The organism is Streptomyces sp. NPDC050388, assembly GCF_040655635.1.
Taxonomy (GTDB): Bacteria; Actinomycetota; Actinomycetes; order Streptomycetales; family Streptomycetaceae; genus Streptomyces.
Window position 1 is genome coordinate 1 of the sequence record NZ_JBFAKH010000013.1, and the last position, 12,949, is coordinate 12,949.

9 protein-coding genes and 1 pseudogene are annotated in these 12,949 nt (G+C 74.6%); 2 read left to right on the forward strand and 8 right to left on the reverse strand.

Annotated elements, in window-relative coordinates; translation table 11 throughout:
* Positions 1–166, reverse strand: a pseudogene (locus tag AB0I73_RS09815) (ABC transporter permease); the annotation flags it as partial.
* A gap of 270 nt (positions 167–436) precedes the next feature.
* On the opposite strand from AB0I73_RS09815, the gene AB0I73_RS09820 reads away from it, so the two are divergent.
* Entirely contained in the window at positions 437–1,063 is a 627-nt protein-coding gene (locus AB0I73_RS09820; RefSeq protein WP_363035574.1) for a TetR/AcrR family transcriptional regulator, read from the forward strand.
* Positions 1,064–1,073: 10 nt separating this feature from the next.
* Here the strand turns inward: AB0I73_RS09820 and galE are convergent, their stop codons facing one another.
* From galE to AB0I73_RS09835, 3 genes are all read right to left on the reverse strand, one after another.
* Complete coding sequence (galE, locus tag AB0I73_RS09825; RefSeq protein ID WP_363035576.1) at positions 1,074–2,054, reverse strand: UDP-glucose 4-epimerase GalE; 981 nt, start codon at positions 2,052–2,054, stop codon at positions 1,074–1,076.
* Positions 2,055–2,117: 63 nt separating this feature from the next.
* The gene (locus tag AB0I73_RS09830) at positions 2,118–3,740 is read right to left on the reverse strand and encodes a glycosyltransferase family 2 protein (RefSeq protein ID WP_363035578.1); all 1,623 of its coding nucleotides are present in this window, start codon (positions 3,738–3,740) and stop codon (positions 2,118–2,120) included.
* 96 nt (positions 3,741–3,836) lie between these two features.
* Positions 3,837–4,364 carry a MarR family transcriptional regulator gene (locus AB0I73_RS09835; RefSeq protein WP_363035580.1) on the reverse strand — a complete coding sequence of 176 codons (528 nt, stop codon included), beginning with the start codon at positions 4,362–4,364 and terminating at the stop codon, positions 3,837–3,839.
* A gap of 136 nt (positions 4,365–4,500) precedes the next feature.
* Between AB0I73_RS09835 and AB0I73_RS09840 the strand changes: the two genes are divergently transcribed.
* Entirely contained in the window at positions 4,501–4,923 is a 423-nt protein-coding gene (locus AB0I73_RS09840) for an organic hydroperoxide resistance protein (protein ID WP_363035582.1), read from the forward strand.
* Positions 4,924–5,289: 366 nt separating this feature from the next.
* On the opposite strand, the gene AB0I73_RS09845 is transcribed toward AB0I73_RS09840, so the two are convergent.
* The 4 genes from AB0I73_RS09845 to AB0I73_RS09860 form a co-directional block, all read right to left on the reverse strand.
* Positions 5,290–6,195, reverse strand: coding sequence for a carbohydrate ABC transporter permease (locus tag AB0I73_RS09845; protein ID WP_363035584.1), 906 nt, complete (start codon positions 6,193–6,195; stop codon positions 5,290–5,292).
* The gene (locus AB0I73_RS09850; protein ID WP_363035586.1) at positions 6,192–7,538 is read right to left on the reverse strand and encodes a sugar ABC transporter permease; all 1,347 of its coding nucleotides are present in this window, start codon (positions 7,536–7,538) and stop codon (positions 6,192–6,194) included. Before AB0I73_RS09850 ends, AB0I73_RS09845 begins: the two co-directional genes overlap by 4 nt.
* A gap of 7 nt (positions 7,539–7,545) precedes the next feature.
* Positions 7,546–8,973, reverse strand: coding sequence for a carbohydrate ABC transporter substrate-binding protein (locus AB0I73_RS09855; protein WP_363035588.1), 1,428 nt, complete (start codon positions 8,971–8,973; stop codon positions 7,546–7,548).
* 239 nt (positions 8,974–9,212) lie between these two features.
* Positions 9,213–12,833 (reverse strand): FHA domain-containing protein, encoded by a 3,621-nt coding sequence (locus tag AB0I73_RS09860; RefSeq protein ID WP_363035590.1) that lies wholly within the window; start codon positions 12,831–12,833, stop codon positions 9,213–9,215.
* Between the last annotated feature and the right edge of the window lie 116 nt (positions 12,834–12,949).

The window sequence follows — 12,949 nt, forward strand, 5'->3', positions numbered from 1 at the left end:
CCAGGATGAAGTGCCGGCGCGCCCACAGCCGGCGGACGTACTCGGGCAGCGAGGGCCGGGCGCCGCTGACCGTCAGCCCGTACCGGGCGGCGAGCGCCGGGAGGTCGTCCTCGGCCGGGACCGGGTGGACCGGTGGGGAAGGCGGTGTGTGGAGGGCCTGACTCACATCCGCTTCTTTCGCTAGGGGGAGGGGTGGGGGTGGCGGCGGGGCGGTGCGATGTCGTGTTCCGCCCGGTGTTTCCCCGCGTGTCTTCGCGCGTTCACTTACGTCGGGACGGCACCGTATCGTCGCAACGTGAGCGTAGGGCGAACGCGCGTCGGAACGCAACCGTTTCGTCGCAACGACCGAGGCGGGCGGCGCCGGTCTGTGCCGGATCGGTGTACGTGTCGGCGTCAGAACGGGCCCGTATCGTCGTCACGCCCTATGCTGGGCCGCATGACGACCAACGCCGACGAGCCCCAGCCGCGTCCGCGCCGCAGGGCCCCCGCCGGGGCCGCCGTACTGCGGGAGGACGTGACGGAGGCCATCCGGGCGGCCGTCTTCGAGGAACTCGCGGCCGTCGGCTACGCGCGGATGTCCATCGAGGGGATCGCGCGCCGCGCGGGCGTCGGCAAGACCGCGGTGTACCGCCGCTGGCGCTCCAAACTGCACCTGGTCCTCGACCTGGTCTCCGCCATCGCCGTGCAGGGGCTGCCCGCGCCGGACACCGGCTCCCTGGAGGGAGACCTGCGGCTGCTGTACGAGGTCACCTCACGCGCCCTGCGCCACCCCGTCGCCTCGCAGATCCTCCCCGACCTCCAGGCCGAGGCCGCCCGCAACCCCGACATCGCCGAGGCGATCCAGAAGGCGCTGCGGGAGGGCCAGGACGGGGTCGCCAGGGGCGTCGTCACGGCGGCGCAGCAACGGGGCGAGGTACGTCCCGACGTCGACCACGCCCTGGCCCTCGACCTGATCTCCGGACCCCTGTACTGGCGCTCGGTGGTCATCCGCAACCCGAAACTGCCGAAGGGCTACCTGCCCGCCCTGGCCAGAGCCACGACGGCGGCGCTCAGGGCGCTGTGAGCGGGCGCGGTCACGCCGACGGGTGGAGGCGGAGCCAGCCCTTCCAGGCTGAGGTGATCATGTCGTCGACGGTGTGGCGGGCCTTCCAGCCGAGTTCGGTGGCGGCGCGGTCGGCGGAGGCGACGACGCTCGCCGGGTCGCCGGGGCGGCGGGGGGCGACCGCGGGCGGCAGGTCGTGGCCGGTGAGGGCGTTGATGCGGTCGATCATGCCCCGGACGGAGACGCCCTCGCCGCGGCCGATGTTGAGGGTGAGGTTCCGGCCGGGGGCGGCGCGCAGGGCGCGGGCCGCGGCCACGTGGGCCTCGGCCAGGTCGACCACGTGGATGTAGTCGCGGACACAGGTGCCGTCCGGGGTCGGGTAGTCGTCGCCGAAGATGCGCGGGGGCGCCTGTTCGGTGAGCTTCTCGAAGACCATGGGGACGAGGTTGTGGACGCCCGTGTCGGCGAGCTCCGGGCTCGCGGAGCCCGCCACGTTGAAGTAGCGCAGGGAGGCCGTGGACAGACCGGTGGCCCGGCCCGCCGCACGGACCAGCCACTCGCCGGCCAGCTTCGTCTCCCCGTACGGGGACATCGGCGCGCAGGGAGTGTCCTCGGTCACGAGTTCGGCGGCGGTCTCCGGCATGCCGTACACCGCCGCCGAGGACGAGAAGACGAAGGCCGACACGGAACCGGTCGCCGCCACCGCCTCCAGCAGGACGCGCAGGCCCTCGACGTTCTCCCGGTAGTAGTGCAGGGGCAGTTCCAGTGACTCGGCGACCTGCTTCTTCGCCGCCAGGTGGACGACGCCGGTGACCTCGTGGTCGGCGAGGGCGCGGGCCACCCGCTCGCCGTCCAGGGTCGAGCCGACCACCAGAGGCACTCCGTCCGGCACCCGGTCGGGAATGCCGGTGGACAGGTCGTCGTACACCACCGTCCGCTCGCCCGCCTCGGTCATAGCCCGTACGACGTGCGCCCCGATGTAGCCGGCGCCGCCGGTGATCAACCAGGTCATGTGCGGACGTCCCCTCGTCGTTGGCCCGCGGCGGGTGGTCGGTTCCCGCCGCTCTCCCGGATCTTAGTGAAGCAGGCGCCACAGTCTCCCGCGCACGACGGAGGCGGCGCCGCGTACGCCGAGTGCGACCCGCAGCGCCAGCGCGCCCGAGTGGGTGGCGTACGGCCGGACCAGCACCACGCCGTGCCGGACGCTCGGCACCGCGCGGCGGCGCAGCAGACCGGGGCCCGCACACGCGTGCGCGGTGACCTCGCGGCTCGAGCCGTCGCCGAAGCGCACCCGCAGGCGCAGGTCCCAGGCGCCGGCGCCGAGTGCGGCCAGCCGGGCCGGCCGTACGGTCGTCTCCGCGGACCAGCCGCCCCCGGCAGCCGCCCGCAGCGGCACCGTGCACACCCTCCTGCCGCCGCCGTCCCGGTGCCGCCACTCGATCTCCAGCTCCACCGGGCGCGCCCGCTCCAGCAGGCCGTACAGCTCGTGCAGGCGCAGGCGCAGCCGGGTGGCACGGGTGCGGGGGCGCAGTTCCGCGTCGACGGCGAGCGGCAGCCGGGTCACGGGACGGGCCAGCAGGGGTTCCAGGGTGACCCCGGGCAGGTCGGCGGACCAGCAGGGCGTACCGTCCGCCGCGCGGGGGTACGGCGGGCATAGCCGCGCCGGGCGGCCCGCCAGTTCCTGGAGGCGGGGCAGGTCGCGCGGCTCGGGGGAGGCCAGCAGGACCCGCCCGATCAGCCGGCCGGGCGCGACCGGGTCGCGGGCCCAGTCGGCCGCGTCGTACTCGGCGAGGAACGCGCGCGTGTGCGCCCACCACGCGTGCCGGTACTCCGCGTCGTGCAGCCGCAGCTCCCGCACGTACATGCGCAGCTCGTGGTCGAGGAACTTGGCCCGCGCCGCCCGTGCCAGTTCCTTCTGCCCTGCGGCCAGCAGGATCTCGTACGCCGTGCGGCACGCGCGCGTGCGGTCCTGCCAGTTGTCGAGGCCCGCGCGGTCCAGCGAGATCGACAGCCGCCGGGCGGACCGGCGCACCTGCCAGACGTAGACCCGGTCCGGGACCAGGGCGACGCGCGGGACGGCGGCCCACACGCGTGCGGTGAAGACGAAGTCCTCGTAGGGGAAGTGCCCCTCGGGGAAGCGGATGCCGTGCGCGCGCAGGAAGGCCGTCGAGTAGAGCTTGTTGACGCAGAGGGTGTCGTGCACCAGGCGGGGGCGCCGGGCGGGGTGCGCGAGCATCCGGGGCGCCGCGTACAGGCCGGGCTGCCACGGCACCTCGCGTCCCGAGGGCAGCTCGCGGCGCACGCACAGCCCGCCGGTGACGTCCGCGTCCGCCGCGCCCGCCGCGCCGAGGAGCGCGTCCACGGCACCGGCCGGCAGGACGTCGTCGCTGTCCAGGAACATCACGTACGGCGAGGTCGCCGCGTCGAGCCCGGTGTTGCGCGGGGAGCCGCAGCCGCCGCTGTTGGCGCGGTGCCGGATCACCCGGAGGCGGGGCTCGGTCCCGGCCAGCCGGGCGAGCAGGCCCGCGCTGCCGTCCGTCGAGCAGTCGTCGACGGCCACGACCTCGCGTACGGCCGGTCCCTGCCCGAGCGCCGAGCGCACGGCGTCGGTCACATGGGCGGCGTCGTCGTGGCCTATGACCACGACGGTGATGCCGGGGGCGCCGCCGGCGGCGGCCTGGGGGCGGTGGGGGTGCATAGGCGTCCCCTGGGGCTCGGGTGAATGGGTTACTGACCTTTTGCCCGCTGACAGGTGCTTCGTACCCCCGTGTCCGTTGCGGCGGCGCCGCAGCCGTCAGGCGCCGTTCGCCGCCGCCGTGTCCAGTGCGGCGGTGAGCCGGTCGAGGCGGGCCCGCAGTGACTGGATCTCGTCGATCTCGAAGCCGGTCGCGGCGACGATCCGGCGCGGGACGTCCACGGCCCGCTCGCGCAGCGCGGTGCCCTCCTCGGTGGGCCGCACCTCCACCGAGCGCTCGTCGAGCGTGCTGCGCTCCCTGCGCACCAGGCCGGCCGTCTCCAGCCGCTTGAGCAGCGGGGAGAGGGTGCCGGAGTCGAGCCGCAGGTGTTCGCCGAGCTTCTTGACGGGCAGGGTGCCGTGCTCCCAGAGGGCCAGCATCACCAGGTACTGAGGGTAGGTGAGGCCGAGGTCCTTGAGGACCACGCGGTACACGCCGTTGAAGGCGCGCGAGGTGGCGTGCAGGGAGAGGCAGATCTGCCGGTCGAGGCGGAGCCAGTCGTCGGCGGAACCGGGCGGCGGGGCACCGGCCGGGTCCGTGGCCGGCGCCGGGGACGGACCCGGCGGGGGGTTCGGGGGCGGTGTCATGGCTCCAGGGTAGCCCTTTCACGCCATTAAGTTGTGTGCAATTTAATTGCGTGCTCTACTTGTGGTCGTGCGGCGGCCGGAGCCCCGGAGGCAGAGGGCCGGCCGCCCGGCCACGACTCGAGAGGGAAGGTTCCCCATGGACGCGCTCTACACCGCCGTCGCCACCGCCACCCACGGCCGCGAGGGCCGCGCCGTCACCTCCGACGGCAAGCTGGACCTCGGTCTCAGCGCCCCCGTGGAGCTGGGCGGCAGCGGCGAGGGCACCAACCCGGAGCAGCTGTTCGCCGCCGGCTACGCGGCCTGCTTCGGCAGCGCCCTCGGCCTGGTCGGCCGGGCGGCGAAGGTCGACGTCAGCGAGGCCGCGGTGACCGCCGAGGTCGGCATCGGCAAGCACGGCAAGCACGGAGAGGGCTTCGCGCTCGCCGTGACGCTGCGCGTCGAGCTGCCCGACACCGTGGACGAGGAGACCGGCCGCAAGCTGGTCGAGCAGGCCCACCAGGTCTGCCCCTACTCCCACGCCACCCGCGGCAACATCCCGGTCGAGCTCGTCATCGAGTGATCGAGTGCTCGAGTGATCGAGCAGGCGGACAGCCGCCCCGGGCTCACCGGCCGGGGCGCCCCGAAGGCCGTCCCGAGGGCCGCCAGGTGGGCGGCCGGGTCGGAGCGGGCCGCGCCGGGCGGACGGCCCGGTGCACCCGGACCCGGTGCGGCGGGTGCGCCCACCCCGGGCGCGCGGGGACGGTGACACGGGACCTGGGCAAGGGACATCCAACGGTCGGCACGGGGGGTTCGGCCCGGGAACGGCCGCCGGGCCGCCCGGGTTACGCCGTGTGCGGCATCCGGGGCATCCGTCACCCGAAGGAGCGGGTCCGGGGCCCTTTGTGCGGAGCCCCGGACCCGTCCGCCACCTCTTCCTCCGTGCAGCTCACTTCACGGCGCCCGCCATCACGCCGGAGACGAACTGCCGCTGGAAGGCGAAGAACACGGCCAGCGGGATCACCATCGAGATGAACGCGCCCGGCGCCAGCACGTCGATGTTGTTGCCGAACTGCCGTACCTGCGTCTGCAGGGCGACGGTGATCGGCTGGCTCCCGGAGTCCGTGAAGATCAGCGCGACCAGCATGTCGTTCCACACCCACAGGAACTGGAAGATGCCCAGCGAGGCGATCGCCGGCCCGGCCAGTGGCATCACCACCCGGGCGAACAGGCGCAGTTCACCCGCGCCGTCCAGCCGGGCCGCCTCCAGCAGCTCCCTCGGGATCTCCGCGAAGAAGTTCCGCAGCAGGAACACCGCGAACGGCAGACCGAAGCCGACGTGGAACAGCACCACCCCGGCCAGCGAACCGAAGATGCCGAGGCTGCCGAAGAGTTCGGCGATCGGGATCAGCGCCACCTGCACCGGCACCACCAGCAGCCCCACCACACCGAGGAACCACCAGTCCCGGCCCGGGAACTCCATCCACGCGAAGGCGTATCCGGCGAGCGAACCGATCACCACCACCAGTACCGTCGCCGGGACGGTGATGTACGCCGTGTTCAGCAGGGAGCCGGTGATGTCGCCGTTCTCCAACAGGGCCTCGTAGGCGCCGAAGGTGAGCTGCGAGGGCTCGGTGAACACCGTCCACCAGCCGTCGGCGGCCATGTCCTCGGGAGTGCGCAGACTGGCCAGCAGCAACCCGATCGTCGGGACCAGCCAGAACAGCCCGACGACGATCAGGAACGCCTGGACCAGCCCCCCGCCGACCCGGTCGGCGAGCCGGGAGGCGAGCGAACGGGAGCCCGGAGGAAGCGACTTGACCGATGTTCGCGCCTTCAGCAGACGTGGGCTCATCGCCTGACCTCCCGCCTCAGCCGCCGCACGTTGAACCACATCACCGGGATCACCAGGAGCAGCAGGAACACCGCGATCGCGCTGGCGATGCCCGGCTGGTCCTCGGAGAAGCCCTTGCGGTACAGCTCCAGCGCGAGGACGTTGGCGTCGTCCTGGGAGGAGCCGGGGGCGATGATGAAGACCAGGTCGAACACCTTCAGCACATTGATCATCAGGGTGACGGTGACGACCGCGAGCACCGGCGCCAGCAGGGGCACCGTGACCCGTCTGAACACCTGCCACTCGTTGGCACCGTCGACCCGCGCGGCCTCCAGCAACTCCCGGGGCATGCCCGCGAGTCCGGCCGCGATCAGCACCATCGCGAAGCCCGCCCACATCCAGATGTACGAGCCGATGACGGCGGGCGTGACCAACGACGGTCCCAGCCAGTCCAGGCCGTTGTACGGCTCCTTGAAGTTGCTCGCCGGAAGCCGGAGCCGAGCCCCGTCCGCCTTGGACGACAGGGAGAACGTGCCGTCGGCTCCCGCCGTGGCCGTCTCCACCACCGTGCCGTCCCTGACCGCCTCGATCCTCATGCCGGGGTAGCCCAACTCGTCGGCGTCGACGCCGTTCAGCGTGCCGACGCCCTTGCCGCGGGTGAAGTCCTGCCAGGTCGTGCCGGTGATCCGGTCCGGCTCCGGTTTCGGCGCGGCCGCCCGTTCGGCGTCCTCCGGGATCAGGTCCGGGGCGACACCGACCAGCGGCAGCGTGACGGCGTCCCCGACGCGCACCGTCCCCTTGGTGACGAAGGCGCCCCCGCCGGCCGCCTCCAGCGGCGACTCGCGGCCCGGATGCGCCTTCGGGTACGCCGACGACTCCGCGAAGGTGTCGTGCACCCCCACCCACACCGCGTTCGCGACGCCCTTGTCCGGGTCCTGGTCGTACACCAGGCGGAAGATGATGCCCGCCGCCAGCATCGAGATCGCCATCGGCATGAAGACGACCAGCTTGAACGCCGTGCCCCAGCGGATCCGTTCGGTCAGCACCGCGAAGACCAGACCGAGCGCGGTCGCGACCGTCGGCGCGAACACCACCCAGATGACGTTGTTCTTCAGGGCGGTGCGGATGCCGTCGTCGGTGAACAGGGCCCGGTAGTTGTCGAATCCGGCGAAGCCGTCGCCGGACTGGTCGTAGAAGCTGCGGATGACGGAATACCCGATCGGGTAGACCACGAGCGCACCGAGCAGCAGCAGCGCGGGCAGCAGGAACAGCGCCGCGACGGTTCTGCGGGTGCCGGTGACGCTCCTGCGCGACTGGGGAGCGGCAGGGGCCTCGGGGACCCCTGCCGCCGTGTCCGACGCCATCGCCGGCTCAGTCCCCGTACGCCGCGGCCGCGTCGGCCTCCAGCCGGGCCTGCGTTCCCGCGATGTCCTCCGGGTTCTTCAGGAAGTCCTGCAGCGCCTTCCACTCGCCCTTGCCGGGGGTGCCGCCGAACGCCTGCGGAGCCTGGTCGGACATGTCGAAGCGGAAGTCGTCACCGGCGTCGATGAGCGCCTTGGCCATCTTCTGCTGCACCGCGTTCGGATATGCCGTGTTCGGCACGTTCTTGTTCGGCGAGAGGTAGCCGCCCAGCTTCGCCTGGACGCCGGCCGCGTCCGGGGAGGCGAGGAAGGTCGCCAGGGCCTGCGACGCCTTGGAGTCCTCCAGGATCACGGCCGCGTCGCCGCCGGACACCACGGGCGGGCTGTCACCGACCGCGGGGAACGGGAACACCTTCGCGTCCGTGCCGACCTTCGCCTTGGTCTCACCGATGTTGACCTGTACGAAGTCGCCCTCGTAGACCATGCCCGCCTTGGGCTGGTCGCCGCCGGTGAACGTCTGCGTCACGGAGGCCGGGAACTCGGTCTGCAGCGCGCCGCCCGGGCCGCCCGCCACGTAGTCCGCCTTGCCCCAGATCTCCGCCAGCGTGGTCAGCGCCTCCTTCACGGAGGGGTCCGTCCACTTGATCTCGTGCGCGGCGAGCTGGTCGTACTTCTCCGGGCCCGCCTGGGAGAGATAGACGTTCTCGAACCAGTCGGTCAGCGTCCAGCCGTCGGCGCCGCCGACCGAGAACGGGGTGACGCCGGAGTCGTACACGGTCTGCGCGGCGGTGAGCAGCTCGTCCCAGGTCTTGGGCTCGGCCGCTCCCGCGTTCTCGAAGACCTGGGCGTTGTACCAGATCAGCGACTTGTTGGCGGCCTTGTAGTAGACGCCGTACTGCTTGCCGCCGACCTTGCCGATGTCCTGCCAGCCCTGCGAGTAGTTCTCGCCGAGCTCCTTGGTCGCCTCGGCGCCCAGCGGCTTGGCCCAGCCCTTGTCGACGGCCTGCTTGATGGCGCCCGGCTGCGGCAGCAGCGCCACGTCCGGCGGGGCGCCGCCCGCGATCTTCGAACCGAGGAAGTTGATGATGGGATCCTGGGCGGGAACGAAGGTCACCTTCGCTCCGGTGCGCTTCTCGAACTCCGCCAGGACCTTCTTGAAGTTGGCCTGTTCGGTGCCGGTCCACACGGCGGCGACCTCGAGGCTCTCACCGTCCAGCCGGGGAAGCGTGACGGTGGCGGCGGTCTCGTCGGCGGTGCCGCCCGCGCCGTCGGCGGTGCCGCCGTCGTCGTCCCCGCTGCACGCGGTGAGCGAGGCCGCGAGGACACCCGCGACGACGGCGGCCGAGGTTCTCGCGGCCCTGCGGGCGCGGGGAGTCGTCGTTTCCGCGGGTGTGCCGGGCGACCTGCGTATCCGGATGATTCTGCTCGTCCTGCGCATCACTGCCCCGTTCTTCGTACCTCGTCGAACGTCGAGCGCTGTCCCGTGGGCCCTGTGTACGCCCGGGAGGACGGGGGCGGCAAGACCGCGTCGCGTGTCAAGTCCGGGATCGTGACCGCGTCGTGACTCTCCGGGGCCGTGGGGCGCCGGAGCGGGGCGTGCCGGGGCGGGGCGTGTCCGTGCCGCGTGCCGGGTGGCGAGCGGCCGGGTGACGCGGGGTCAGCCGGCTCGGGGTCAGGTCAGAGCAGGGACGGCACCTCGGTGGCCGAGACCTGACGGGCCGCGCGTTCCAGCGCGCTGGCGAGCAGCGCGAGATCGGTCGGGCCGTTGCCGAGTTCCCGGACCGGGCGGCGGGCCGGCGGATCGCCCATGCGGTGCCACTCCAGCGGTACGACCGTGGGCCGCAGCGTCGCCGTGCGCGGGATGCGGCCAGTCACCCGCCCGCCCTGGAACGTGGTCACCGTGCCGTCCGGGTGGGCCAACCGCCCGCGTCCCGGCGCCGGTTCTCCTCCGTTGTCCCGGCCCTGCTCGAACGGGGAGGTGTCCCCACGGCCGCCCGGCGCGGGCGGGTCGAGTGTCACGCGCAGGGTCGCCCGCTTCGCCGGCTCGGTCTCCGTCGTGCGGGCGCAGGGGCCGGTGGCGGCCACCAGGTGCACGCCCAGCCGCTCGCCCTCCCGCGCGACCGCCTCCAGCGCCCGCAGCACCGACCCGGCGGCGGGCCGCCCCGGCGAGCCGAGCGCGGGGGAGACCAGCGCGTCCAGGTCGTCCACGACCACCACCAGCCGGGGCAGCGGAGGCGGGGCCTCCGTCCTGCGCCGCGCCGCCCCGGGCCGCAGCCGCAGCGTCGAACTGGGCGGGGCGTCCAGGTCCCCCGAGTGCTCACCGCCGGCGGTCGCCTGGCCGCGGGGCGCGGTCGTGCGCTGGGCGACCATACGGTCCGACAGTTCGCGCCCGGTGTGCCACTCCACGAAGTCCGACCGGCCGAGCAGTTCGGCACGCCGCTTCAGCTCGGCGCTCAGCGACTGGGCGAACTCCCGCATCCGCACCGGATCGTTGGCGCTGAGGTGCGTGGTGACGTGCGGTACGTCCGTACACACCCGCAGTCCGTCGCCCGGCCCGCCGCCCGACGCGGCGGCGCACCGGCCGTCCACCAGGACGATGCCCAGCCGGTCCGGCCGTTCGGCTGCGGCCAGGGAGGCGACGACGGCCCGGAGCAGTTCGGTACGGCCGCTGCCGGACGGCCCCTCCACCAGCAGGTGCGGCCCCTCGGCCGCGAGGTCGGCGGCGACCGGGCCGCGGGGACCGGCACCCAGCACCGCGGACACCCGGCCGCCGGTGCTCTCCCTGTCGTCGGCCGCGTCCGCCCAGCGGGCCATCAGCGAGGCCGGGGTGGCGCGGGCCAGCCCCAGCTCGTCCAGCAGCCGCGCCGACTGGGGCAGCGGCGCCGACACGCGCGTGTGCACCGGGCCGGGGACACCCTCCGGGCGCAGCGGTGCCAGCGCCCGCGCGAAGCGTTCGGCCCACGCCGGGGAGACCGCGTCGACCGTGGCGACCGTGCCGTGACCGACCGGGCCCGGTGCCGGCACCGGGCCCGTACCGGCGCCGGTGCCGGCCACCCGCAGCAGCCGCAGGGTGGTCGCCACGTCCCCGCTGAGCAGGGCGACGGCACCGCACTCCCGGAACGCCGGGGTCACCGCGCAGGCCGCCTCGTACGTCCGTGTGACCGGGGACGCGGCGGAGGCGGCGGACGTCTCGGCGAGGCACACCAGGTGGATCCCGGCCCGCGGCCCCTCCACGGCCAGCCGCACCAGCGCGTCGCGCACCTCGGGGGCACCGGAGTCATCGGGGTCGCCGTCCACGACGACCACGGTGTACGGCCCCGCGAAGCCGTCCGCCGGACCGGCGCCGTCGCCCGCGGCCCAGGAGGGACGCCGGTGCTCGCTCCGGTCGGCGTCGGCGGGCCGGGGCTGCTCCGGGATGAGCGGGGCTGCCGGGGCCGGTCGGGTGGGCGAGGTCCGTGCCGCGTGGTCGTGGTCCGCCAGGCGGCGCAGCAGTTCCTCGGTGCGGGCCGCGGCCTGTTCGCGGTCGTGGGCGAGGAGCAGCCGGCAGTCCTGGCCGTGCCTCGGGCGTACGTGCGGCAGCCAGCCCAGCCAGGCCCATTCGGCGGTCCGCTCCTCCAGGGGGCGGGAGCGGTCCGCGGTGATCAGGACGATCTCCAGCGCGTCGGGGGAGTGCAGCGCGGCGAGCTGGGCCAGCACCACGCGGGCCAGCCCGGTGAGCCGCTCGCGCGGGCCGGCCAGGCCCAGCGAGCCCACCTCGCGCAGTCCCGAGGTCATCGGTACGGCGGGCAGCAGACCCGAGCCGCCCGGCACCGCCCGGTCGGCCGTGCCGAGGCGTATCGCGAGGGTCTCCGGATGGCCGGGCCCGCGCTCCCACAGCCGGGGCCCGGGGCCCAGCGCGGTCAGCAGCAGGGCGGCGGGGTCGGGCCAGGTCTCGGGCGGACCCGGCGCGGCCACGGCCCGTTCGGGCGGGACGGCGCCGGCCGCCTCCCCGTCGGGCCTGTCCGCCCCGGCGCTCTCCGGTCCCTGGCGTCCTCCGGCCAGGCGCCGCGCCCAGGCGGAGAGCCCGCCGCGCCTGCGGGCGCCGGAAGGCTGCTGCGTGAGTCCGGCGCCGTCCAGGTCGGTGCCGCGCAGCGGGGTGCCCTTACGGCTGGTGGGGAGAGGGGCCCCGGGGCCGCCGGTGCCCGAGTGGGTGACCCCGGTGGGGGGCGCCGGGGGTTCTGGGGCCGCCCCGTCGTACGGGTCGCGGTACGTGTCGCCCGGGCGCCCGGTGTCCGGGTCGCCGTCGGCGGGCCTCGGCTGCGACACCCGGCGCCCCTTGGGGACCCGCGGCAGCTCGCCCCGGGGAGCGACGTGCACCGTGCGCCCGCCGGGACCGGAGGGGTCCGCCTCGCGGTGCTCGATCCCCGGTGCGCCGCCCCGGCCGGGGACCGGCGGGCGTTCTCCCGCGCCCGCCCCGTACCCGTCGGAGGCGGTGGCCCAGGGTGCGGAACCGTAGCCGTGGTGGGTCGGACGACCCGGCTGCACCGGATGCGCGGCCGGTACCCGCGCGTACCCCGGCCCCAGCGTCCCCGTCCCCGACGTCGTCCCGGCCGGCTCCCCGCTGCCACCACCGACACGGTCCTCGCCCGCGCGTGGATTCGGCACGCGTACGTGCCCCTCCCCGTCCGGGGTCGTCCGCGCGCACGCCCCCGGCCCGGCGGCCGGGGTGAGGCGCAGGGCCGACTCGCCGATCCGCAGCAGCGCGCCCGGTGCCAGAGCGACCGGGCGGGGGCCCACCCGTCGGCCGTCCAGGGTCGTGCCGTTCGTGGAACCGAGGTCGGCGACCGAGACCCTGCCGTCCGGGCCGACCGTCACCGCGCAGTGCAGCCGGGAGACGTCCGGGTCGTCGAGCGGCACATCGGCGTCGGCCGAGCGGCCGATGCGGATCTCGCCGCCGTGCAGCAGGTGGACGCCCCCCGCGTCGGGGCCGGCGACGACATGGAGCCGGGTCGGGGTGTCGTCCAGCTCGGGATGCGGCTCGGGTTCGCCCGGGGCGCCCACGGCCAGCACCGCGCCGTCGATCAGCGGAGGCTCGCCGAGGGTGCAGCGCTGGGCGTCCAGCCGCTGGTCACCGGCGTACAGCACCGGGGCGCCCGAGCCCGAGGAGGAGCCGGATCCCCCGTCGCCGCCGGACACCGCGGAGACCAGTGCGGCGGCCACCGCCGCCAGGGCCGTACCGGCGGGGGCGGTGACGACCACGTGGCCCCGCGTGGGGGAGGGCGGGCCCAGCGGGTCTACGACGGTCAGCCGGATCTGCATCGCCGGGAGCGGTCCCTTCTGCGCGGGCGCCCGCGGCACAGGGGGACGAAGCGGCCCCGCGGTCCCCCACCGCGGACTTCCCCCACCACCACACGCGCACGTACGGCCAGTACTGC

What these genes read in the sequence shown, in the direction of transcription:
- AB0I73_RS09830 (WP_363035578.1), bottom strand. Translation starts at nt 3,740, where the DNA reads ATGCACCCCCACCGCCCCCAGGCCGCCGCCGGCGGCGCCCCCGGCATC.
- AB0I73_RS09840 (WP_363035582.1), top strand. Translation starts at nt 4,501, where the DNA reads ATGGACGCGCTCTACACCGCCGTCGCCACCGCCACCCACGGCCGCGAG.
- AB0I73_RS09820 (WP_363035574.1), top strand. Translation starts at nt 437, where the DNA reads ATGACGACCAACGCCGACGAGCCCCAGCCGCGTCCGCGCCGCAGGGCC.
- AB0I73_RS09845 (WP_363035584.1), bottom strand. Translation starts at nt 6,195, where the DNA reads ATGAGCCCACGTCTGCTGAAGGCGCGAACATCGGTCAAGTCGCTTCCT.
- AB0I73_RS09855 (WP_363035588.1), bottom strand. Translation starts at nt 8,973, where the DNA reads ATGCGCAGGACGAGCAGAATCATCCGGATACGCAGGTCGCCCGGCACA.
- AB0I73_RS09835 (WP_363035580.1), bottom strand. Translation starts at nt 4,364, where the DNA reads ATGACACCGCCCCCGAACCCCCCGCCGGGTCCGTCCCCGGCGCCGGCC.
- AB0I73_RS09860 (WP_363035590.1), bottom strand. Translation starts at nt 12,833, where the DNA reads ATGCAGATCCGGCTGACCGTCGTAGACCCGCTGGGCCCGCCCTCCCCC.
- AB0I73_RS09850 (WP_363035586.1), bottom strand. Translation starts at nt 7,538, where the DNA reads ATGGCGTCGGACACGGCGGCAGGGGTCCCCGAGGCCCCTGCCGCTCCC.
- galE (WP_363035576.1), bottom strand. Translation starts at nt 2,054, where the DNA reads ATGACCTGGTTGATCACCGGCGGCGCCGGCTACATCGGGGCGCACGTC.